22 protein-coding genes and 1 riboswitch are annotated in these 22,749 nt (G+C 69.0%); of the genes, 17 read left to right on the top strand and 5 right to left on the bottom strand.

Going from position 1 to position 22,749, the window contains the following annotated elements; genetic code table 11:
- Positions 1–115: 115 nt before the first annotated feature.
- Together RM423_RS13610 and RM423_RS13605 are read right to left on the bottom strand one after the other, a co-directional pair.
- On the bottom strand, positions 116–274 hold the full coding sequence (locus RM423_RS13610; protein WP_311423580.1) for a hypothetical protein: 159 nt from the start codon (positions 272–274) through the stop codon (positions 116–118).
- A gap of 2 nt (positions 275–276) precedes the next feature.
- A riboswitch (cyclic di-AMP (ydaO/yuaA leader) is annotated at positions 277–420 on the bottom strand.
- Between the two features lie 296 nt (positions 421–716).
- Positions 717–1,265, bottom strand: a complete 549-nt coding sequence (locus tag RM423_RS13605; protein WP_311423579.1) for an immune inhibitor A domain-containing protein — start codon at positions 1,263–1,265, stop codon at positions 717–719.
- Positions 1,266–1,651: 386 nt separating this feature from the next.
- On the opposite strand from RM423_RS13605, the gene RM423_RS13600 reads away from it, so the two are divergent.
- Positions 1,652–2,218 (top strand): glycoside hydrolase family 3 C-terminal domain-containing protein, encoded by a 567-nt coding sequence (locus tag RM423_RS13600; protein WP_311423578.1) that lies wholly within the window; start codon positions 1,652–1,654, stop codon positions 2,216–2,218.
- Positions 2,219–2,301: 83 nt separating this feature from the next.
- On the opposite strand, the gene RM423_RS13595 is transcribed toward RM423_RS13600, so the two are convergent.
- Positions 2,302–3,525, bottom strand: coding sequence for an ROK family transcriptional regulator (locus tag RM423_RS13595; protein WP_311423577.1), 1,224 nt, complete (start codon positions 3,523–3,525; stop codon positions 2,302–2,304).
- A 79-nt stretch (positions 3,526–3,604) separates the two neighbouring features.
- Between RM423_RS13595 and RM423_RS13590 the strand changes: the two genes are divergently transcribed.
- The 15 genes from RM423_RS13590 to RM423_RS13520 all read left to right on the top strand — a co-directional run bounded on the left by RM423_RS13590 (position 3,605) and on the right by RM423_RS13520 (position 19,245).
- Complete coding sequence (locus RM423_RS13590) at positions 3,605–4,567, top strand: ROK family protein (RefSeq protein WP_311423576.1); 963 nt, start codon at positions 3,605–3,607, stop codon at positions 4,565–4,567.
- A complete protein-coding gene (locus tag RM423_RS13585) occupies positions 4,564–5,604 on the top strand; it encodes an SIS domain-containing protein (RefSeq protein ID WP_311423575.1) in 1,041 nt (346 codons plus the stop codon). The genes RM423_RS13590 and RM423_RS13585 overlap by 4 nt, the downstream gene beginning before the upstream one ends.
- A gap of 67 nt (positions 5,605–5,671) precedes the next feature.
- The gene (locus tag RM423_RS13580) at positions 5,672–6,871 is read left to right on the top strand and encodes a substrate-binding domain-containing protein (RefSeq protein WP_311423574.1); all 1,200 of its coding nucleotides are present in this window, start codon (positions 5,672–5,674) and stop codon (positions 6,869–6,871) included.
- A 4-nt stretch (positions 6,872–6,875) separates the two neighbouring features.
- On the top strand, positions 6,876–7,865 hold the full coding sequence (locus tag RM423_RS13575; RefSeq protein WP_311423573.1) for an ABC transporter permease: 990 nt from the start codon (positions 6,876–6,878) through the stop codon (positions 7,863–7,865).
- Between the two features lie 17 nt (positions 7,866–7,882).
- Positions 7,883–9,073: an alanine racemase gene (locus RM423_RS13570; protein ID WP_311423572.1), complete on the top strand. Its 1,191-nt coding sequence runs from the start codon at positions 7,883–7,885 to the stop codon at positions 9,071–9,073.
- Positions 9,061–9,858, top strand: coding sequence for an ATP-binding cassette domain-containing protein (locus tag RM423_RS13565; RefSeq protein WP_311423571.1), 798 nt, complete (start codon positions 9,061–9,063; stop codon positions 9,856–9,858). Before RM423_RS13570 ends, RM423_RS13565 begins: the two co-directional genes overlap by 13 nt.
- 49 nt (positions 9,859–9,907) lie before the next feature.
- Positions 9,908–11,314: an APC family permease gene (locus tag RM423_RS13560; RefSeq protein ID WP_311423570.1), complete on the top strand. Its 1,407-nt coding sequence runs from the start codon at positions 9,908–9,910 to the stop codon at positions 11,312–11,314.
- A 35-nt stretch (positions 11,315–11,349) separates the two neighbouring features.
- Positions 11,350–12,381 carry a phosphotriesterase family protein gene (locus RM423_RS13555; RefSeq protein WP_311423569.1) on the top strand — a complete coding sequence of 344 codons (1,032 nt, stop codon included), beginning with the start codon at positions 11,350–11,352 and terminating at the stop codon, positions 12,379–12,381.
- A 56-nt stretch (positions 12,382–12,437) separates the two neighbouring features.
- Positions 12,438–13,712 carry a precorrin-6y C5,15-methyltransferase (decarboxylating) subunit CbiE gene (gene cbiE / locus RM423_RS13550; protein ID WP_311423568.1) on the top strand — a complete coding sequence of 425 codons (1,275 nt, stop codon included), beginning with the start codon at positions 12,438–12,440 and terminating at the stop codon, positions 13,710–13,712.
- Complete coding sequence (cobM, locus tag RM423_RS13545; protein WP_311423567.1) at positions 13,709–14,449, top strand: precorrin-4 C(11)-methyltransferase; 741 nt, start codon at positions 13,709–13,711, stop codon at positions 14,447–14,449. The genes cbiE and cobM overlap by 4 nt, the downstream gene beginning before the upstream one ends.
- Positions 14,450–14,552: 103 nt before the next feature.
- Positions 14,553–14,900, top strand: coding sequence for a YciI family protein (locus RM423_RS13540; RefSeq protein WP_311423566.1), 348 nt, complete (start codon positions 14,553–14,555; stop codon positions 14,898–14,900).
- A 38-nt stretch (positions 14,901–14,938) separates the two neighbouring features.
- Positions 14,939–16,156, top strand: a complete 1,218-nt coding sequence (locus RM423_RS13535) for an RNA polymerase sigma factor (RefSeq protein ID WP_396327715.1) — start codon at positions 14,939–14,941, stop codon at positions 16,154–16,156.
- Between the two features lie 94 nt (positions 16,157–16,250).
- A complete protein-coding gene (locus RM423_RS13530) occupies positions 16,251–17,273 on the top strand; it encodes a MerR family transcriptional regulator (protein WP_311423564.1) in 1,023 nt (340 codons plus the stop codon).
- Positions 17,274–17,605: 332 nt separating this feature from the next.
- Positions 17,606–18,535, top strand: a complete 930-nt coding sequence (locus RM423_RS13525; RefSeq protein WP_311423563.1) for an NAD(P)H-binding protein — start codon at positions 17,606–17,608, stop codon at positions 18,533–18,535.
- A complete protein-coding gene (locus RM423_RS13520) occupies positions 18,532–19,245 on the top strand; it encodes a CPBP family intramembrane glutamic endopeptidase (protein WP_311423562.1) in 714 nt (237 codons plus the stop codon). The genes RM423_RS13525 and RM423_RS13520 overlap by 4 nt, the downstream gene beginning before the upstream one ends.
- 16 nt (positions 19,246–19,261) lie before the next feature.
- Here the strand turns inward: RM423_RS13520 and RM423_RS13515 are convergent, their stop codons facing one another.
- Complete coding sequence (locus RM423_RS13515) at positions 19,262–19,432, bottom strand: hypothetical protein (protein WP_311423561.1); 171 nt, start codon at positions 19,430–19,432, stop codon at positions 19,262–19,264.
- A 53-nt stretch (positions 19,433–19,485) separates the two neighbouring features.
- On the opposite strand from RM423_RS13515, the gene RM423_RS13510 reads away from it, so the two are divergent.
- Positions 19,486–21,720: a thiamine pyrophosphate-dependent enzyme gene (locus RM423_RS13510; RefSeq protein WP_311423560.1), complete on the top strand. Its 2,235-nt coding sequence runs from the start codon at positions 19,486–19,488 to the stop codon at positions 21,718–21,720.
- Positions 21,721–21,803: 83 nt separating this feature from the next.
- Here RM423_RS13510 and RM423_RS13505 read toward each other — a convergent pair whose 3' ends face one another.
- Positions 21,804–22,715 (bottom strand): CAP domain-containing protein, encoded by a 912-nt coding sequence (locus tag RM423_RS13505; RefSeq protein ID WP_311423559.1) that lies wholly within the window; start codon positions 22,713–22,715, stop codon positions 21,804–21,806.
- Positions 22,716–22,749 lie beyond the last annotated feature (34 nt).

Genomic DNA, 22,749 nt, shown 5'->3' with positions numbered 1-22,749 from the left:
ATACAACTCGACAGCGTCGCGGCGAAACTCCTCGGAGTAGTTCTTCCTCGCCATGAGTGGATCATCTCGCTTCCACCCCACCGAAGCAGGGATTGAGCGTGTCCACTACTCGGGGTCAGGTCCCGTGCGCGGTCGCCGCGTCAGCGGTGCCGTTGAGAGCGGCGAACGAGATTGCCGCGGTGCCGACGGCGGCGGCCCCGGCCCGGGCCAGGCGGCCGGTCGAAACTGTGCTGGCCTGGCGGTGAGAACCGACGTATCTGTCGGAGAAAGACATGGATCCTCCCGATCCACCGTTTGCGGGGTTAGCTGTCGGATTCGGACGATCGGTGTCCGGCCAGCCTGAGCTGGCTTCACCCCAAGACGCACCCAGGCGCCACCTATGGGTTCCCCGCCCCCGTCTGAGTACATCTCTTGGAACAGCCGGCAGACAGGGATCAACGGACCGGCCATTCACACCCGGTGGACACCGAGGCTCTGAGAGGTTAACCCATATCCGTATGCCAAATCCAAATCTAACTGATATTGGAAGATCATTGGGCAACAGCGCACACTGAGTGTAATCAGAATCTAACACTGAGAAACGAAGCGTGCTTTTCAACGCGACCGGCATCCGGGTACGCGACCGGCCCAGCACGGCCGACCGCTTCCGGGCTGAGCGGTCCAGTTCGCCCAGCTTGAGCACCATGCCCTGACCCAGTTTCCGCCAGCACCGGCCGTCAGTCGGACGCCGGAGCGAAGCCCACGGCGGTGACCGTCGCGGCGTCTTCCGGCCGACTGTCGTTGAAGACGGTGCCGTGCGAGTCGCTGACTCGGATGCGGTCGAGGTACACCCCGCGGCCGTGGTACCTCGTGTCGGTCAGGTACGTCCAGCGCAGCTGCACCGGGCCGGCCGCCGGGGCCAGCTGCGCCCGCGCCTCGTACCAGCGGTGACCGGAGTATCCACTGACGGTGGACGAGCGGGAGTAGCTCTCTCGCCCCGCGGTGAAGGTGAACGGTAACGGGGTCCAGGTCGTGCCGCCGTCCGCGGACTGCTGCAGGGTCAGCACGTCGGAGGGCTCGGTGTCGTACCAGAGCGCGAAGTCCAGCCGTGCCTTCGCGCCCAACCGCGCCACCGGAACGGTGACGCTGGCGGTGCTGGCGTCCGCCATGCCCGAGTACCAGTCTGTGCGCCCGGACATCGGGTGGACGGCGATGGCACGGGCCAGGTCGTCGGTGACCGCCCGGCGGACCGGGTTGGTGGAACCCCAGCTCCGGCTCGGATGCACAGCGTTGGTCAGGAGAATCGAGAACGACTGCGTGGTGGGGATCGATGACGATGTCGGTGCCGGTGAAGCCGGTGTGCCCCGCCGTGTACGGCGTCGCGAGCGCGCCCTCGTAGAAGTACTGGTACAGGTCGAAGCCCAGCCCGTGGTTCTGGCCGCGGTAGTTCTGGTTGAGGTTGGTGAGCATCGCGACCACCGAGTCCTCGGACAGGATGCGGGTGAAGCCGTAGCGGCCACCGTTGAGCACGGTCTGGGCGAGGATCGCCAGGTCATGAACGTCGGAGAACACTCCGGCGTGACCGGCGACGCCACCGAGCGCCCAGGCGTTCTCGTCGTGGACCTGTCCGTGCACCAGGCCGCGATCGGGCACCGGCGACGACGAGCTGCTGATGCCCACCGATCTGGCCGCGGCCCAGAACGCCATCGCGGCGAAGACCGCCGCGGACTCGATCACCCTGCTTCGCAACGGTGATTCGACGCTGCTGCTGGCCTCGGGCACCGGCAAGAAGATCCTGGTCACCGGCTGGGGCTCGGGGACGACCCAGACTCTCACCACCTCGATCGCCACCCACGGCGTCGCCACTCAGCGGGTGTACACCGGCTCGGCGCCGAACGCCAAGGTGGTCGCCGCGGCAGTGAGCGCGGCGACCAACAGCGACGAGGTCGTCGTCACCACGAACAACGCCTGGGGTGACACCGGCCAGCAGAACCTGGTGAGCAGCCTGATCGCCACCGGCAAGCCGGTCGTCGTGGTGGCCCTCGGCGGGCCGTACGACCTGGCGTACACGCCGACGGCCACGACGTTCGTCGCCGCCTACGGCTACCAGAACGTAACGCTGACCGCGCTGGTGAACACCCTGTTCGGAACGCCACCGCGGGGCCACCTACCGGTGACCGTGCGCACCGACGACTCGTCCGGTGTGGTCGCCACCTTCGGAACCGGTATGACGTACTGATCCCTGTCGAGTACCCGTGATCGGGAATGGCAGGTCTCGTTGGCGAGGCAGGCCATCCCCGCTTCGGCGTCCTGGCTCGGGTGTCAGGCGAGGCGTGCCGTGAAGACCGCTTCTCGGGCGAGCACCACACCGCGGGCAATCGCTCCACGCACGACGGCGTCCCGGCCGAGCTGACCGCTGATGAGCGTCGGTCGCATCGGCGTCAGGGTCGCAAGGGAAGCACTGATCTCGGGTTTCAGCAGATCGAGGTTCTGGCCGACCCCGCCGCCCATCACGATGAGCTCCGGATCCAGGAACGCGGCGATGCTGGCGATGAGCTGAGCAAGTCGGCTGCCCTCGATCGCCACCGCGGCGAGCGCTCTCTGGTCGCCCGAACGCGCTGCCGCGAACACAGTCTTGGCCGTGAGACTGCCGCTCATGCCGGAAGCCTTGGCATTCCTGACTATGGCGTCCGCGGCGACGGCTTCCTCCAGCATGCCGCGCGCCGGCAAGGTGCCTCTCGGTCCGGCTCCGTCGCTGCCGAGTGGTAAATAGCCGATCTCGCCCGCAGCTCCGGTGAACCCGCGGTACACCCGCCCGTCCAGGACGAGACCTATGCCGACGCCCGTTCCGACCGTGACATAGACGAAGTCCCGGACGCCACGGGCAGCGCCGTAGTTCAGCTCAGCCAGCGCCGCGAGGTTGGCGTCGTTGTCGATGGACAGCGAGGGGCCGAGCTTCTCGGTCAGGGCGTGCGCCAACCCGGCGCGGTGCCATCCCGGCAGGTTGGCGGCGTAGCGAACACTGCCACGCCGCGGATCCAGCACGCCGGGCGAACCGATCACGGTGTGCGTCACCTCGTCCGGCCGTATCCCCGCCTTGTCGGTGAGCTCGGCCAGCGAGTGCGCGGCCAGCTCGACCAGCCCGGCCGCGGTCTTGGCGGAGTTGCGGACGTCGAGGTCGGCAAGGTCGCGACCGGCCAGGTCCGTGACGCTGAGGTGCAGCCAGTCGCGACCGATGTCGATGCCGGCGACGCTGCCGGCCCTGGCGTCGGCCTCGTAGACCTTGGCGGGGCGTCCCAGCGGCTTGGCCGGACTGCCGCTGCTGAGAGCGAGCCCGGCGCGCTCCAGATCGTCGAGTGCCGCGATCACGGTGGGCTGCGAGAGGCCGGCCGCCCGAGCGAGATCCGGCCGTGTCGCCGGTCCGCCGGTGAAAAGGAGATCCAGCAGCAGCCGCTGATTCATCTCCCTCAACAGCGACGGGGCGACCGCTGCCGACAGCTCAGCGGCCGGTCTATCCGTTTCGGACCCGTTCGGGTGGCGTGCCATGGCCACATCCTAGGGATCGGTTCATCGGGTCGCGGCTGGACCCTTGACAGCTAAGAATCTTTAATAAAGACTCGTAACTATGTACAGGGTCGGGGTCACCGCAATGCCGGACCGCTCATCCGAAGCGGTCGCCGGCATCGACATCGGTGGCACGAAGATAGATGTCGCCGTCGCGTCCCTGGACGGAAACGTGCTGGGACGTCGCCGGATAGAGACCCGGGCGGCTGCTGGGCCAACTCAGGCGTTCCAACGCATCGCTGAAGCGCTACGGGACATTCGGGATCGGGAAGCGCGGAACCGCAGCATCACGACGGTCGGCGGGGTAAGTCCCGGCATCGTGCGCAGCAACCAGATCCTGCTGTCGCCCAACCTTCCTGGTTGGGAGCGGGTAGGGCTGGCGAGCAGTCTTGCCGAGGCCACCGGGATCGACGAGGTCGCCGTGACGAACGACGTGCGGGCCGGCGCCTTGGCCGAAGCGCGCTTCGGTGCGCTGAAGGACTGCCGATGCGGCATGTACGTCAGCCTCGGCACCGGAATAGCGGCCGCTCTGGTGATAGCTGGTCAGGTGATAGACGGCGCTCATCAAGCCGCGGGTGAGATCGCCTACAGCCGGCCGGTCGGAACTCTCGGCGCGGCACGCGACGGCGGTGTGGCAGGGCACGCTCAGCTCGAAGAGGTCATCAGCGGCAGGGCGCTGGCCGATCGCGCCGAGGTGGTGCTGGGCGAGCGGGTGGATGCGGCCACGCTGTTCGGGCGTTCGGACCCGGTGGCGGCGCACCTGGTGCATCAAGGGCTGGCGGCGCTCGGTACAGCGCTGGCCAACCTCGCTGTGTTCATCGATCCGGAGATCGTCGTGATCGGCGGGGGGATGAGCGCGTCGGCCGACGTACTGGTGCCGATACTGGCGGCATATCTGCGAGATTTCGCGCCCTTTGCCCCCGACGTGGTGGTGGGGCGGTACGACGACGACGCCTCGCTGCACGGGGCGATTGCCCTCGCCGTGGACGCTGCCGACACCGTGGTGAGAGGCGAACGGGTATGAAAGAGCAGGCACCGGGCACCCTGATGTCGGCTGAGATGGCTGAGCAGCCACAGGTACTGAACCGGTTGGCGACCCGCTATGCCGACATCGCCGGGCGGATTCGTTCCGCACTTGCCGGGACGGGCAGACCGGCCGGGGTCGCCTTCTTGGCGCGGGGATCTTCTGACAACGCCGCGCTGCTGGGCCGCTATGCCGTCGAGCTTCGGACGGGCGTGCCGACCTGCCTGATCGCGCCCAGCGTGCTGACCGCCTACGGCCGGACGCCCACAGGTTTCCACGGTTGGGTGGTGTTGGCGCTGTCGCAGTCGGGGAGAACTCCTGAGATCATCGACTCGGCGCAGCGGTTGAGGCGCGCCGGAGCAACGATCATCGCCATCACGAACGACGCCTCATCCGAGCTCGCCGCGGCGGCGGACCTGGCGGTCGCATTGGACGCGGGCCCGGAGCGGGCCGTTCCCGCCACCAAGACAGTCACCGCGCAATTACTGGGCATTCTCGCGGTCGTGGCGGGGATCGGCGACGGACCGGAACTGGTCGGTGAACTCGACCGATTGGCGGATCGGGCGGCGGAGGTACTCGCCGACACCGCGTCGGTCGACTCGGCGGCCACCATGCTGGCTCGGCATCGCCGGTTGGCGGTGGTGGCCCGGGGACTGCTGTACCCCGCTGCCAAAGAGACGGCATTGAAGCTTCAGGAGACCACTGGCGCGATGGCGCACGGGTTCTCCACGGCAGACTTCCGGCACGGGCCGATCGCGGTCTGCGGTCCGGACGCCCCGGCGGTGTTGCTGGCCGGCTCCGGCCCGGCCGACCACGACACTCGTGAGCTGGTCTCGGTGCTGCGCGAGCGCGGCGCGGACAGCATCGTGGCCGGTTCGGCGGCCTCCGACCCGGTCCGCTGGCCGGTGGCCGACGGAGCCACCGACTGCCTGCTGGCGACCATCCGGGGCCAGCAACTGGCCCTGGCTGTCTGCCGCGAACTCGGTATCGACCCTGATCATCCGCTCGGGCTCAACAAAGTCACCCTCACCCACTGAGAACATCACCTGCGCGGCTGACCATCCGCGCACCATGCCCATCCTCACTCGAAGGAGCACCATGACAGTGAAATTCGTAATCGGATCGGTGGCGACGGCGTGCGCCGCTCTCGTCCTGTCTGCCTGCAGCACCGGGGCGACGTCGAGCACCGGCACCAGCACCGCCACCAGCACGGGCACCGGCACCAGCGCCGGCACCAGCGCCGGCGCCGGCACCGCATCCTCGAGCGCCAGCGCTTCCGCGGCCGGTAGCTCCGTCATCGACAAGCAGCTGACCGCAACCGTCGGCCCGAACGGTGAAACGCCGACGCCGTTGGACCAGTTGACGTTGTCCGATGCCGAGGTGGCCAAGCTCAGGGCAGGCAACTACACCGCGGCGCAGCTATGGCACACCTCGTCGCAGTTCGTCTCGGCGGTGCAGTCGGGAGCCAACGCGGAGTTCGCGCGACTGGGCATCAAGGTGCAGGCCAATGCCAACGCCAACATGAACGCCGGCACCCAGGCCAACCAGGTGCAGACCGCGCTGGTGAAGAAGCCGAGCGTGATGATCGGCTTGCCGGTCGACCCGACGTCCGCGGCTGCCGCCTTCCAGCCGGCCGTCAAGGCCGGCACCAAACTCGTCTTCCTGTCCAACGTGCCCAAGGGATACACCTACGGCAAGGACTATTCCTCCATCGTCACCGATGACCTGTACGACATGGGCAAGCGCGCCGCCGAAGCCCTGGGCAACTCGATCGGCGGCAAGGGCGATGTGGCCATCCTCTTCTACGACGCCCAGTACTACGTGACCAATCAGCGTGACGCTGCCTTCAAGACCACGATCGAGAAGGAGTTCCCGAACATCAAGATCGTGGCGGAGAAGGGCTTCTCCGATCCGAGCAACGCGACCAGCATCGCCGGCGCCGTGCTCACCCAGCACCGGAACGTGGCAGGAATCTATGCCAGCTGGGCGCAACCGGCAGAGGGTGTCCTGTCCGCCCTGCGCACGGTCGGCAACACCAGCACCAAGGTCGTCACGCTGGACCTCGACGACCCGATCGTGGTCGACATGGCAACCGGCGGGGCGACGGTCGCCGTAGTCGCCGACAAGGCCTGGGACGTCGGTCGCGGAATGGCCGACGCCGCGGCGTACGCGCTGCTGGGTAAGAAGGCCCCGGCCTTCGCGGTCGCCGGCGCGATCACGATCACCAAGGGGAACATCGCCGACGGCTACCAGCAGTCGCTGCACGCCGAGGTGCCGGCGTCGGTCAAGAAGGTTCTGAAGTAACACCATGACGAGCACCGCCGAAGCGATCGCACCCGAGCAGCACCGGAGTCTGGCACTCCGGCTCCGGCACACCGACCCGAGCACCTACATCGTGTACGTCGGATTCGTACTGATCTTCGCCGTGATGGCGCTGACCCTGCACGGGGACGGCTTTCTGGACAAGCAGAATCTCCTCAACATCCTCCTCCAGACGGCCCCCATCACCGTGATGGCCGTCGGGTCGGTCTTCGTGCTGAGTACCGGTGAGATCGACCTGTCCATCGGGTCGGTGGTGGCGCTGTCCGCGCTCGTGTCCGCTGTGCAGTTGCGCGACCACGGGCTGCTCGCGGGCATCTCAGCCGGATTGGCAACCGGCATCGTCGTCGGACTGGTCAACGGCCTTCTCGTCACCAGGCTGCGGTTGCCGTCGTTCCTGGTGACGTTGGGAATGATGGGGCTGTGCGCGGGCCTGAGCCAGCGAATCACGCAACTGCAGGCGGTGCCCTCCATCGATGTCAGCTTCAACGGCCTCTTCGGCTCGGGCAGCGTGGCCGGCGTGTCGACCCTGATCCTGTGGTCGGCGCTGTTCGTGGTGGCCGGGCACTACATATATCGGCACACCCGAACTGGTGCGCACGTGCTCGCCGCGGGGGACAACGTCCGGGCGGCGCGGGTCTCCGGTATCCGGGTTGACCGCATCAAGGTCGGTGTGCTGGTCGCCAGCGGTGCCTGTGCGGCGGTGGCAGGGATGCTTTACACCGGGCGGCTGCACGGGGCGACGTACACGCTGGGCAGTTCGGACCTGCTCACGGTCATCGCCGCGGTGGTGATCGGCGGCACCCGCCTGTTCGGCGGCAAGGGCACCGTGTTCGGCGCCCTCATCGGATCGCTGGTCCTCGGCATGCTGAACAACGGCCTCATCCTCGCCGGGCTCACCGACGCCGAGCAGCAGATCGCCCGGGGCCTGATAATCCTGATTGCCGTTGCGCTCACGTTGCGCGAAGACAAGTCCTGACCCGAAAGGACGTCGAGATGTTCCTGGACCTGCTACGCCGCCGCAATCCCGCCCTGGTGGACGCGGCGATCACCCTGCACCAAGCGGGAAGCCTGCCGGCCAATTGCTACGCAATCGATCTCGACGCGGTGACCGCAAATGCCGGTGCAATCTCGGCGGAGGCCTCTCGGCTGGGCCTGACCGCGCTCGCGATGACCAAGCAGGTGGGGCGCAATCCCGACTTCTGCGCCGCGGTGACCCAGGGCGGCATTTCGGCGAGCGTGGCAGTCGACATGGAATGCGCCCGAGCCACGGTGCGCGCCGGAATGCGGTTGGGTCACCTGGGCCATCTGGTGCAGGTGCCACGTGCGGAGGCGGCTGCCGCGGCGGCGATGAGGCCCTGGTACTGGACGGTCTTCGCGAACGAGAAGGCCGACGAGGCTGCTGCGGCGGCTGCCGCGGTGGGCTACGAGCAGCCGCTGCTGGCAAGGATCAGGGCCGACGGTGACGAGTTCTACTCCGGCCATGAGGGTGGCTTCGCCGCGGCTGACATCGTCTCGGTCGCCGATCGACTGGACTCCCTGCGCTCCGCCCGGTTCGCCGGCATCACCACCTTTCCCGCCTTGCTGTTCGACCGGGAACGGCAGCGGGTTCGCCCCACCCACAACCTCGCCACGCTGGAGAAGGCGGTCGCGGCATTGCGCGCGGCTGGACGGACGGACGTGCAGGTCAACGGCCCGGGCACGACGTCGACCGCCGCGCTGACCGCGCTGGCCGACGCCGGGGTCACCCAGGTCGAGCCCGGACACGCGTTGACCGGCACGACCCCGTGGCACGCCGTGGAGGATCTCCCCGAGCTGCCGGCGGTCTGCTACGTCAGCGAGGTCAGCCACCTCCACGACGGCCGCGCGTACTGCTTCGGCGGTGGGATGTACGTCGACCCCGTGATCGCGCCCTATCAGGTGCGTGCCATGGTCGGCAGGGAGGCGGCATCCGCCGGCCTGGTGCCGGCGACGCTGCCACCACCGGCAGCCATCGACTACTACGGGCAGTTGGACCTCAGCGGGGCACCGCCGGTCGCGGTAGGCGACAGCGTGGTGTTCGGCTTTCGGATTCAGGCTTTTGTCACCCGCGCCTACACCGCGGGTATTCGCGGGGCGTCCACCGGACGTCCGGAGGTAGCGGGCATCTGGTCCGCGGATGGGACGGCGACCACATGGCCGAACTAGTCGAAGCGCCCATGTCCGGGAAGTCCGCGGCAGGTCCAGCAGGCGCCCCGGCCTTGGGACTGCGCAACATTCGCAAGGAGTTCGGTGGCGTCGTCGCTATCCAGGACTTCAGCCTGGAGGTCAGCCGCGGCGAGGTGGTCGCGCTGGTCGGTGACAACGGTGCCGGCAAATCGACGCTGATCAAGATGGTGTCGGGCAGTTACCAGCCGACCTCCGGCGAGATTGCTCTCGATGGAAGCCCGGTCAAGCTCTCCGATGCCAGCGCGGCTCGCAAACTCGGTATCGAAGTGGTGCACCAGGACCTGGCGATCGCCGACCATCAGCCGGTGTTCATGAACATGTTTCTCGGCCGGGAGCTGGTGACCGGGCCGTTGCGCCGGCTGGACAAGAAGCGGATGGCGCGCGACACGCAGGCGCTCGTCGACGAGTTGGACGTCCGCATTCCCTCTGCCAGGTCGATCATCCGGGACCTGTCCGGCGGCCAGCGCCAAGGTGTCGCCATCAGCCGGGCCACCCATTGGGCCAAGAACCTGATCCTGATGGACGAGCCGACAGCCGCTCTGGGAGTGGGTGAGACCGCCAAGGTGGAGGAGATGATCCGTCGGCTGCGAGAGCGCAATCTCGCGATCCTGCTGGTGAGCCACAACCTCGATCAGGTCATGCGGCTCTCGGATCGCGTCACCGTGCTGCGCCGCGGTGAGCAGATCGGCACGCGCCGGACGGCCGCCACCGAGAAGAACGAGCTCGTGTCCATGATCACCGGCCTGCAGTCCGCGGACCTGTGATGCCCGTACTGCGATCAGGTTTCATCAGTCGCCTCCGAAGGATGTCCCGATGACCGCCACAGCCACCGCGCCGAGCAGGCGCACATCTCTCAAGCGAGACACCTTGTCGGTGGGCACCTCGGTCGTGATGTGCATGGCCTTCATGGGGCCGGCCACCAGCGTCGCCTTCAACACCGCCCCGGCGGCCGGTGGAGCGGGCAAGGCGCTGCCGTTGGCGATCCTGCTCTCCATGATCGCCTGCCTGCTGGTCGCCAACACCATCGCGGGCTTCGCGCGCAAGCTGCCGACGGCAGGATTTGCCTATACCTACAACACGCATGGCTTCGGCCCGAGTGGCGGATTCCTGTCCGGTTGGTTGCTGCTCATCGCCTACGGAATGGTCGGGCCGATGCTGTTCTCGGCCATCGGCGCGTTCGGCTCAGACTTTCTCAAGGCGCAGTTCGGCTGGCATGTCGCATGGGAAATCATCACGCTGGCTTTCGTGGCGATCGTCTGGGCCATCAACGCCTCTGGCGTCTCGCACTCGGCCAAGGCCGCGATGATCTTCCTGGTGATCGAGGTAGGGGTCGTTCTCGGCCTGGCTGCCACCATTCTCGGCAAGGGCGGCGCCAGTGGAGTCAGCTTGGCGACGTTCAATCCCGGCAACTCGCTGCACGGGGTGTCCGGCCTGGGCACCGGAATGCTCTGGGGAGTCCTGATGTTCATCGGCTTCGAGTCGGTCGCCACGTTGGGCGAGGAGGCCAAGAGCGCCCGGCGGACGATCCCGATGGCCCTGTTCAGCGCTGTGATCGTCATCGGATTGTTCTACGTGTTCACGGCGTTCGCCTCGTCCAACGGTTTCGGGTCGAGCGCTGACTTCGCCGCGGATTCGAGCCCGTGGAACACGCTGGCCCAGAAGTTCTGGGGCGGGACGGCGATCCTCACGCTGACCGTGATGGCCAGCCAGTTCGCCAATGTGATCTCCGGTTCCAACGCCATTGTCCGGGTGATCTTCGCGATGGGGCGCGAATCCATCCTGCCGCGCGCGCTCGGTTCCACGAGCTCGCGCAACACTCCGGCCAACGCGTTGGGCGCGTACATGCTCTTCTCGGTAGCGTTCTCGCTGCTCGTCGGGCTCAAGTACGGTCCGTACGGCGTCTACGGCTTCGCCGGCACCGTGCTCGGGTTGGGCATGGTGGTCATCTACATCCTCATCAGCCTGGCCGTGATCCGCTTCTACCGCAAGGAATACCCGGACGAGTTCTCCGCAATCCGGCACGGGGTGCTGCCGGTGCTGACGGCGCTGATCATGCTGCTGCCGATCTACGGTCAACTCCATCCGATGCCGGCGTACCCGAACAACCTGGCTATCTGGCTGCTGGTGCTGTGGATGGTTCTCGGTGCGGGCTACCTTGGCTACCTCCGTTCCCGTAAGCCTCATTTGGTGGCGGCGATGGGGCACGTTTTCGAGGGCTGAATCGCCTTTCCGAGCAAGGTTCTTCAGCAGGAGGAATGACGATGGGTGTGGTGCACACGGTACTCGGGCCGGTGCGGCCGGAGCACCTGGGCCGGATCATGCATCACGAGCACCTGCTGTCACTGACTCCCGGTCCGTGGCTCGCCGGTGGTCCGCGGCCCGGCAGCAGCGATGAGGACGAACTGGTTGCCCTCGCAGTGTCGGCGCTGCGCGGACTCGCCGCCCTCGGCATCGGCACTGTCGTCGATCTGAGCCCGTACGGAGTGGTGGGTCGCGACGCGGACGGAAACAACGTGGCGTTGTTACGGCGTATCTCGCGGGAATCCAGCCTGCACATCGTGGCGGGAACCGCCGTGTATCTCGAGGCATACAGCCCCCGATGGGCCGTCAAAGCGGACCTGAAGTCGATGACCGAGCGGTTCCTCCGTGACGCCGTCGACGGTATCGGCGCCTCCGGCGTCCGGGCGGGTGTCTTCGGCGAGCAGGCAACCAGCCTCGATCAGATCACCGCTCATGAGGAGAAGTGCCTGCGAGCGGCCATCCGAGCCCAGCGCGAATCGGGCCTCGGCCTCACGACGCACACCACGCACGGCTCGATGGCGCTCGAGCAGATCGACATCCTGCGCCAGGAGCGCGCTGACCTCAGCAGGGTCGTGATCGGCCACATGGACACTCACCCATCCCTGGATTACGTGCGCGAGGTTGCCCGCACCGGGGTGAGCCTTGCGTTCGACACCATCGGAAAGCAGAACTGGGACTTCTTCTTGGAACCGGAGCCGGCGAATCGCCCCGACGGCGAGTTCGTGAAACTGGCCTACCATCAGTCCGACTCCACCAGGGCAGCTCGGATCGCCGCGCTGGTGCAAGAGGGCCATGTCGATCAGATCCTGCTCGCGCAGGACCTGACCGGCGCGGAGGTCTACCTCAATCCGGGCACTCACGGCCAGTCGGGCTACAGCTATCTCGGTGGCACCTTCACCGCAATGCTGCTGGAACGGGGCGTCACCGAACAGCAGGTGGACACCATGATGCGAGCAAACCCCGCACGACTGCTGGCCACCGCCTAGTTGCCGGTGTCCGAGCCGCTTCTCTCGGACGCATCGGCTGAGGCAGACTGCACGGTGTGGCCCTTCCGCTCCCTCCCGATGACCCCGGCGGCTCCCGCATCGTCGTGGTCGGCATCGGTCTGGACGGCTGGCAGGGGCTCAGCCCCGCGGCCCGGCACGCGCTGGTCGAAGCGGACGTGGTGTTCGGCGGACAGCGTCAGCTGGATCTGCTTCCGCGCTCCGTTCCCGCGGACCGGCTGGCTTGGCCCGCGCCGATGGTGCCTGCCCTGCCCGGGCTGCTGAACGAGCACGAGGGCAAACGCCGCGTCGTGCTGGCCAGCGGCGACCCGATGTTCTTCGGCGTGGGAGCGACCCTGGCGAGGTTGCTGGGCCCCGAGGCGATCGCCGTGTTGCCGCAGGTGTCGTCGGTATCGCTGGCGTGCGCGCGGCTCGGCTGGCCGCTGGAGGACACCGAGGTTGTCAGCGTGGTGGGGCGCCCGGTCGCAGGCGTGCACCGGATCGTGCAGGACGGGCACCGCGCTCTGGTACTGCTCGGCACAGCCGCCGACGCCGACGCCATCGTGGGCTTACTGCGGGACCGGGGCTTCGGGAACAGCGTGCTGACGGTGCTGTCCCAGCTCGGCGGGGCGGCCGAGGCGACACTGCGTACGACGGCCGATGCTTGGATGGCTGAGCCTGCTGAGCCGATCGATCCGCTGTCCGTGCTGGCGATCGAGTTCCGGGCCGCGTACGGCGCGCCCTCGTGGTCCCGGCTGGCGGGCCTGCCCGACTCGGCGTTTCAGCAGGACGGCCAGCTCACCAAGTACGAGATTCGCGCGCTGACCCTGGCCGCGCTGGCACCGCTGCCCGGCCAGTTGCTGTGGGATGTGGGTGCCGGTTCGGGCAGCGTAGGCATCGAGTGGATGCGCAGCCACCCGGCGTGCCGCGCCATCGCGGTGGAGCCCCGTCCCGATCGGCTTCGTCTGATCGCTGCGAACGCCAGCGCCCTCGGGGTGCCCGGTCTGCGGATCGTGGCGGGATCAGCGCCGGAGGCGCTCGGCGATTTGCCGGTACCTGACGCGGTATTCGTCGGCGGGGCGGTGAGTGTCGACGGCGTGCTGGACGCGTGCTGGGACGCGCTGCCACCCGGTGGCCGACTGGTGGCCAACGGCGTGACCGTCGAGACCGAGGTGATGCTCGCGCAATGGCACCGCCGCGTGGGAGGAACCCTTACCCGGATCGCCGTCCAGCGCGCCGGCCCGGTCGGAAGCTTCACCGGCTGGCGCGCGGCGATGCCGGTGACCCAATGGAACTGCGTAAAACCCCGAACGAGCGAACAGGACGCGACGTGACCGTGCATTTCATCGGAGCCGGGCCGGGTGCCGCGGACCTGATCACCTTGCGGGCACAGCGGTTACTCGCCTCGTCCCCGGTCTGCCTGTACGCGGGCAGCCTGGTTCCGGCCGAGGTGCTGAGCCACTGCCCGATCGGCGCGCAGCTCATCGACACGGCGGACCTCACGCTCGACCAGATCGTCGCGGAACTGGTCGAGGCCGATCGGGCCGGCCTGGACGTGGCCCGGCTGTGCAGCGGCGACCCGTCCATTTTCAGCGCGGTCGCGGAACAGCTGCGCCGACTGGACGAGGCCGGTGTGCCCTACGACATCACGCCTGGCGTGCCGGCCTTCGCGGCAGCGGCGGCCGCGCTGAAACGCGAGTTGACCGTTCCCGGCGTGGGGCAAACGGTCGTGCTGAGCCGCACCGCCGAGCGGGCGACCGCCATGCCCGAGGGGGAGGAGCTCAGCCGGCTCGGGGCACTGCGCGCCACACTGGTGCTGCATCTGTCGGTGCAGCGGATGGACGCGGTGGTCGCTGACCTGCTGCCGCACTACGGGCCGGACTGCCCCGTCGCCGTGGTGGCCTACGCGAGCCGGGAGGACGAGGTGATTCTGCGGGGGAGCCTGAGCGACATCGCCGAGCAGGTCGCCGGGTCCGGGGTCCGGCGGACGGCCGTCATCGTGGTGGGCACCGTGCTTGCGGCCGAGGGCTTTCCGGACAGTCACCTGTATTCGGCGCACCGCTCCCGCTGATCGACTTCTGGTCTGCCGACCGGATGTCGATTCCGGCCTCCGCCGTTCGTAGTAGCAATAAGGGAACGGCCAACCGGGCCGGACCTGAGGAGGGGAGCGCGCCATGACGCAGTATCTGATGTCGGTCCACATGGTCGAGGGCGAGGAGCCGCCCGCGCCGGAGGTGATGCAGCGGATGTACGCCGATGTCGAGGCGTTCAACGCCCAGTTACGGGCCGACGGCAACTGGGTGTTCGCCGGCGGCCTGCACGAGCCCGAGACGGCCACGGTGGTACGGACCGAGGGCGGTCGGGTGACCACCACCGACGGGCCGTTTGCCGAGTCCAAGGAGCAGATCGGCGGGTTCTGGGTCGTCACCGCACCTGACCTGGACGCGGCGCTGGCGCTGGCCGCGAAGGCGTCGACGGCATGCCGCGGACCGGTCGAGGTGCGGCCCTTCCAGGACGAGTGAGCGTGCGCGATGCGGCCGACCACGGCTGCCGGAAGGGGATGGTGGAGGGCATCTTCCGGGACGAGTACGGCCGGTGCGTGGCCACCCTGATCCGCTCTCTCGGCGACATCGACCTCGCCGAGGAGGCGGTTCAAGACGCCTTCGTCCTCGCCCTGACCCGCTGGCCGCAGGAAGGTACGCCACCCAATCCTGGCGGATGGATCACCACCACGGCCCGCAACCGGGCCATCGACCGGCTGCGACGGGAGGCAACCCGTGGTGAGCGCCATAGCCAGGCCCAGCTGTTGCGTGCCGCCGACGAGCCGGAGCCGATGGGCCCGGTGAGCGATGATCGGCTGCGGTTGATCTTCACCTGCTGTCATCCGGCCCTGAGCGACGACGCCCAGGTGGCACTGACCTTGCGGCTGCTCGGGGGCCTGCAGACTCCGGAGATCGCGCGCGCGTTCCTCGTCCCGGAGCCGACGATGGCGCAGCGGATCGTCCGCGCGAAGCGGAAGATAGCCGCCGCCGGCATCCCGTACCGGATTCCGAGCGAGGTCGAGCTTCCCGACCGGCTCCGCGCGGTCACAGCGGTGGTTTATCTCGTGTTCAACGAGGGATACGCCGCGTCGAGCGGAGACAGTCTGGTGCGCGGTGAGCTGTGCGTCGAGGCCATCCGGCTCGCCCGGCTGTTGGTGGAGCTGATGCCGGACGAGCCCGAGGTCTCCGGCTTGCTGGCCCTGCTGCTGCTCACGGACGCGCGTCGCGGCGCCCGGACAGACACCGATGGTCGGCTGGTGCGGCTCGCTGAGCAGGACCGGTCGCGGTGGGATCGCCGGCTGATCGCCGAAGGCCACGCTCTGGTTCGAGCGTGCCTGCGGCGCAACCAACCGGGGCCCTATCAACTGCAAGCGGCGATCAACGCCGTGCATACGGACGCGGCCACCGCTGCCGACACCGACTGGCAACAGATCCTGCGCCTCTACGACCAGCTGCTCGCCCAGGTTCCCACCCCCGTCGTGGCGTTGAACCGGGCGGTGGCGCTGGCGGAGGTCCAGGGAGCGGAAGCGGCACTGGCCGTGCTGGAGCCCCTGGAGCTCACCGGCTACCACCTGTTCCATGCCGCTCGCGCGGAACTGCTGCAACGGCTGGGCCGCTCGTCCGAGGCGGTGGCTGCTTACGACACCGCGCTGGCGGTCACCACCAACGCCGCGGAGCGGGCGTTCCTGCGCCGGCAGCGATCGCTCATCGACAACGCACAGCCTGGCTCGAGCTGAACGGCAACACTAGCCAGGTCACGGAGACCACGGATTGAGCCCCAGGTACCTACTGAAGTTGTGCAAGTGAGCACTGGCAGGGCATGATCGGCTCGTGCCGAAAGAGATGGAAACGGATTCGGACCTGCTGTCGGTGGGCTCGGCTGCCGCCCGGCTCGGTGTCGCCCCCGCCACCGTGCGCAGCTGGGAGCGCAGGTACGGCCTCGGACCGGCCGGGCGCAGCAGCGGGGGGCACCGGCGTTACACCGCGGCGGACCTGGCCGTGCTGCTGCGCATGCAGCAGCTCTTCGACGCCGGGCTGAGCCCCGCCGCGGCAGCTCGTGAGGCACTGGCCGAGCGGGCCGGCCGGCCGGCGGGCGAACGCGGAGCCGAAGAAGCCGAGGGTAGCGACCTGACCGGGACGGGAAACCAGTCGGCCGACGGCATCGAACCGGCTGTCGGCCCTCGGCTCCGGCGCCGCTCAGGTGGCCCCGGCGGTCGTGTCCTGGCGGTTCCCGGCGCGTCGGACCAGGTCCGGGGCCTGGCCCGGGCGGCGAGCCGACTGGACGACGACTCGATCGCGGGGCAGCTCGGTGACCTGCTCGTGCACCACGGCGTCGCCCACACCTGGGACGGCGTACTGCGCCCGGTCTTCCGGGCGGTGGGCCACCGCTGGGCGCGGTCCGGCGACGCCATCGAGGTCGAGCACCTGCTCAGCGAGGTCACCGTCGAGGCGCTGCGGGCCTACCGGGCGTTCCTGCCCAAGCCGGCGGCGGCCCGTCCGGTGCTACTGGCGTCCGGCTCGGCCGACCAGCACACCTTGCCGCTGCACGTGCTTGCCGCCGCGCTGACCGAGCGGCACCTGCCCGCCCGGCTGATGGGTGGTCGGCTGCCGGGCGCCGCGGTGGGTCTCGCCACCCGCCGGACCGGGGCCGTGGCGGTTTTCGTGTGGCGCCAGCTGCGCCCGCCGGCGGACGACGAGGAGGGCAGCGAGCTGGCACGGTTGCCGATGGGGCGCACCGTTCGCGCGGTGGTGGTCGGCGGCCCGGGCTGGGACAGCGAGGTGCTGCCGGCGGGGGTGCGGCAGGCTCACGACCTGTCGTCCGCGATGCAGTTGCTTGCGCCGGGCACACCTTGACGGTGGAGCGCGCAGGGCTTCATCTAATTTATGCAAGTTGGATAGCGACCGTCCGGGCGGTAGAAACCGGCACTGTGCCGAAGCGCTGGATCCGAACAAGCGGACAGGACGTCGGTGGGGGAGACTTGCGACGTACTCACGAGTGCCGGCCGGCCATTCATGGCTGACCGGGCAAGGCGACCGGCCCGCGACGTCGAGTGCGCGGACCAGGGGTGGCCGTTGCGGCCGCGGCGTGAGATGCGGCTGCTGGATCGGCTCTGTCCGGGGTCACCAAGCGGTCACCGGCCTGGTTGCCGCCCGGACAGCGCAGGCCCCGACGATCGGAGCGAAGGATGACCCAGACCGAGGTGCTGGTGACCGGGGCGTCCGGGTTCATCGGCTCGAACCTGTGCCAGGCGCTGGACGATGCCGGGCACCACGTCCGGGCGATGACCCGGCGGCCGGATAGCTACACCGGCGCGGGCGCCCCGGTCGCCGGTGACGTCTCGGACGAGGCCAGCCTGACCGAGCCGCTGGCGGCCGTCGACGTCGCCTACTACCTGGTGCACTCGCTGGACTCCGCGGACTTCGAGGCCAGGGACGCCGCGGCGGCACGGTCCTTCGGCTCGGCAGCCGCGCGGGCGGGCGTCCGCCGGATCGTGTACCTCGGCGGCCTCGGTGCCGAGGACGAGCAGCTTTCGCCGCACCTGCGCTCGCGGCGCGAGGTCGAGCACTGCCTGGCCGAAGCGGGCGTGCCGGTGACGGTGCTGCGGGCAGCGGTGGTGATCGGCCACGGCGGCATCTCGTGGGAGATCACCCGGCAGCTCGTGGACCACCTGCCGATGATGATCGCCCCGCGCTGGGTGAGCACCCGGACCCAGCCGATCGCGCTGACCGACGTGGTGCGCTACCTGGTCGGTGTGCTGGACGCCCCGGCGGCCGAGGGCGCGGTCTATGAGATCGGCGGCCCGGAGGTGTTGCGCTACATCGACATGCTCCGCCGGGCGGCGCGGATCCAGAACAAGCGGACGCTGCCGGTGGTCGCCGTTCCCCTTCTGACACCGCGGTTGTCCTCGGCCTGGCTGGCGCTGGTCACCGACGTCAACCTCGCCACCGCGCGTAACCTGGTCGACTCCATGACCACCGAGGTGGTGGTGCGCGACACCACGATCCGCGACCTGGTGCCCGGGGACGTCCTGGGCTATGACGACTCGGTACGGGCGGCGCTCGCTGACCGGGCCGCCGAGCAGCATCCCGAGGCAGACATGTCCAAGGCCCGATGACCTCCTGGGCCACCCGGATGGCAGCGGACGTGCTGCGGCCCGCGCTGGTCGACAAGGTGCCGCGGAACCACATCGAGCCGGACGGGGCATTCCGCCGTCGCAGGATCGTCGCTGCAATCGCGCTGGTGGCAGGCGCGGTGCTGCTCGGCATCTCGCTGGCGGTGCGTCCGCAGTCCTCGGCGTTCTATCCGCTGACGGGCGGCCTGGCGGCGGTATGGGTGATCGGCGGGTTCGCTTCCGGGCCGTTGCACCTGGGCCGGATCGCGTTCCGGGGCACCCTGCGCAGGCCGGTACGCACGCCGATCGCGATCGGACTGGTCGCCGCCGCGGTCTTCGTGGCCGGCGCCCTGGTGGTCCGTGAGATCCCGCCGCTGCGCGACTTCACCGAGAACGTGCTGGCACATGCCCGGTACGGGTCACTGCCGCTGCTCGCCCTGATCACGCTGGTGAACGGCGTGGCCGAAGAGATCTTCTTTCGCGGTGCCCTGTTCGCGGCCATCGGCAGCCGCCGTCCGGTAGTGCTGTCGACCGTCATCTACGCGCTCGTCACCGTCGCCACCGGCAATCCGATGCTGGTGTTCGCCGCCGCCACGCTGGGGCTGGTGCTAGGCCTGCAACGCAGGGCGTCCGGCGGTGTGCTGGCCTCGATCCTCACCCACATCACCTGGTCCATGGTGATGCTCTTCGCGCTCCCGCCACTGTTCGCCTGAGGCACGGTTCACCCGCTCAGTCGACGTTGCCGAGCGCCGCGCCGATCTCCAGCTCGTCCTCGCGCTCGATCCGGTCGAGTTCGGCACGTGCGCGTTGTAGTGCTCCACCAGCTTGCCGGCCGCGAAAGGCGCCAGGCCACCGCCGATGAACCGGACGAAGCCGTACGTGGCCGAGGCGACGGGACATGGGTGCGCTGCGGAAGACGGCCACTTGCCGAGCCGGCAGGGTTAGATGGGCGGGTGCCTGACGAACTTCATGCCCTGGACGAGCATTTCCGCGACGAGGTCGGCCTGCTGGAGCGTGGACCGGCCCGGGCGCTGACCGCCCCGGTCCGGGCCGGCAGCGCCCTGAGCGTGCAGCGGGCGCTGGAGCTGTTCACGGCCCAGTGCGAGTCCCGGCACGCCGACCTGGCGGCGATCTGGATGCAGTCACGGGGCCGGGGTTTCTACACCATCTCGTCCTCGGGCCATGAGGGCAACGCGGGCGTCGCGGCGGCGCTGCGCCCGGACGACCCGGCACTGCTGCATTACCGTTCGGGCGGTTTCTACTGCGCCCGCTCCCGCCAGAAGCCAGGGCACGATCCGGTGCGCGACATCCTGTTCGGCGTCGCCGCGGCCACCGGCGAGCCGATCGCGGGCGGCCGGCACAAGGTGTTCGGCAACGCCGACCTGGCGGTCATCCCGCAAACGTCCACCATTGCTTCACACCTGCCCCGGGCCGTCGGCCTGGCGTACTCCCTGGACCGCGCGCGCCGAACCGGAGTGCAGACGCCCTGGTCCCGCGACGCCATCGTGGTCACCAGCTTCGGGGACGCCTCGGTCAACCACTCCACCCTGGTCGGCGCGTTCAACACCGCGTCCAACACCGTCTATCAAGGCCTGCCGATGCCCGTCCTGATGGTGTGCGAGGACAACGGCATCGGAATCAGCACCAGAACGCCGTCCGGCTGGATTGCCGAGCGCTTCGCGACCCGTCCGGGCCTGAAGTACATTGCGGTGAACGGCTGCGACCTGGCCGACGTCTATGACGCGGCCGAGCAGGCGGCCCACTTCGTCCGGACGACCCGCAAGCCCGCGTTCCTGCACCTGCGTACGGTTCGGTTCCTCGGTCACGCCGGCTCCGACGCCGAGGTGGCCTACCGGACGCCGGCCGAGATCACCGCCGATTACGCCAGGGACCCGCTGCTGGTCACCGCCCAGCTGCTGGCCGACGCCGGGGCGGCGGACGGCGCCGAGCTGCTGCAGCGGTACGAGGCGGTCCGGAAGAGGGTGCGCTCGGTGGCGGTCGCGGCGATGGCGGAGCCACAGCTGGGCTCCGCCGACGCGATCATGGCCCCGCTCGCCCCGCGCGACCGCGTCAAGGTGGCCGAGGCGGTTACGGCGCCGGCCGCGGCGGACCGGCAGACCGTCTTCAGCGCCAAGTTGCCCGAGGACGAGCCCCCGCTCACATTGGCACAGTCGATCAACCGCGCGCTGCACGACGAGCTGGCGCGCCGGCCGCAGACGCTGCTGTTCGGCGAGGACGTCTCGCTCAAGGGCGGTGTGTACGGGGTGACCCGGGGCCTGCGTAAGAGCTTCGGGGTGGCCCGGGTGTTCGACACGATCCTCGACGAGCAGGCCGTTCTGGGCGTCGGACTCGGGTCGGCGCTTGCGGGGTTCCTGCCGATTCCGGAGATCCAGTATCTGGCGTACCTGCACAACGCCGAGGACCAGCTGCGCGGTGAGGCGGCGACCCTGCAGTTCTTCTCCCAGGGCCAGTACCGCAACCCGATGGTGGTGCGGATAGCGGGGCTCGGATACCAGAAGGGGTTCGGCGGCCACTTCCACAACGACAACTCGGTGTCGGTCCTGCGCGACATCCCCGGCCTGGTGGTCGCGGTTCCCTCCCACCCCTCCGACGCCCCGGCTATGCTGCGCACCCTGCTTGCCGCCGCCGTCACCGACGGCACGGTGAGTGTCTTTCTGGAGCCGATCGCCCTGTACCACCGGCGAGACCTGCACTCCGAAGGGGACGGTGGCTGGCTCGCGCCCTACGCCGGGCCGGACAGCTGGGCCGAGCGGCACATCCCGATCGGCCGCGCTCGGCGCTGGGTGACCGGCCAGGGTGACGGCTCGGACCTGACCATCCTGACGTTCGGCAACGGCGTCCCGATGAGCCTGCGGGTGGCGCACACGCTGGCGGCCGATGGCGTGTCCAGCCGGGTCGTCGACCTGCGGTGGCTCTCGCCACTTCCGGTCAAGGACATCCTGCGAGAGGCCGCGGCCAGCGGGCAGGTGCTGATCGTGGACGAGACCAGGCGCTCGGGTGGCGTGTCGGAGGGGATCATCGCCGCGCTGGTCGACGGCGGCTTCCGCGGCACGATCAGCCGGGTGAACAGCGCCGACAGCTTCATCCCGCTGGGCGACGCCGCGCGCTCGGTGCTGCTCGACGAAGCGACGGTGCTGAGGGCGGCCCGGGCCCTGGTCGGCGGCTGAATCAAAGCGGCGGCTGACCTTGGTCGACTCCTGCCCCCGAGAGATTCACCTCGAGAGACGTGACGGCGAGAGATCGCTCGCGGTCAGGAGATCGTGACGACCTTGCACCCGAGCCTGGGGTTGGCGTTTCCGGCCAGGATGTTCATCGGGTAGGTGCACACCGAGTGTCTGCCCAGCGGCAGGCGTACCAGGATGCTGAAGCCCTGCATCGGGCCGGTGTGCCGGGACGCCGCGACGTCGGAACGGGTGATGGTGGAGTGATAGCGGCCGGCGTATCGGCCGTCGTAATACACCGCGATCATCAGCGGCTGCGACCGCCGGTCCGGGTCCACCGCCCAGCCGGTGACCTTCACCCGGTGGCCGGACACGCCGGTGGCGGTGTCGTAGTGCCCGCCCGGGTTGTGGTTTGCCCCGCTGAGCGTGGCCGGTGCGGCACTGCTGGGGCCGGCGACGTCGGCGAAGTCCTGCGTCAGCCAGAGCTTGCCGGTGGCGGCGTCGATCAGGGTGTCGATACCGACGTAGCGGGTGGACGTGGACAGGATGTTCTGCCGGTGCCCGTCGTCGGGAGCCTCCTCGTCGTACATCGCCGTCTCGAGCCCGTTGGCGCCGGTCGACGTGCGGTTGGTGGTCCAGCCGATGTTTTCCGCCACGGAGTGCCACGGCACGCCGGCCTGGCTGATCCGGGTGCTGAAGACCGCCTCGCCCGGCAACTGGTGCGACATGGTGTTCGCCTGCGCCATGGCTACGTTGTGCCGGCGCGCGCTGCTGACGAGGGCGGTGCTCCAGCCCAGCGCGGGCAGGTGGTGGGCGGCGCGCTCGGAGTTCAGCAGTGCGAAGACGCTCGCAGCCGCGGCCGTCTCGGTCGAGGTTGCGGCCGAGACCGGAGGCGCGGTGGCGGTCAGCGCCCCGGCGACGACCGCCCCGGTAGCCAGCAGAGCGGCAAGCCGTCTCGACCGGCTGGACCCGACTGCGATGGTGGCGAGTGACGATGACATGCAGATCCAATCGGCCGGGCGCTGACCGGATGCC

The sequence above is a fragment of the Jatrophihabitans lederbergiae genome, assembly GCF_031845305.1.
In the GTDB taxonomy this organism is placed as follows: Bacteria; Actinomycetota; Actinomycetes; order Mycobacteriales; family Jatrophihabitantaceae; genus Jatrophihabitans_A; species Jatrophihabitans_A lederbergiae.
Note: the sequence above shows the minus strand (reverse complement) of the source record. Positions and strands in the feature narration are given on the sequence as shown.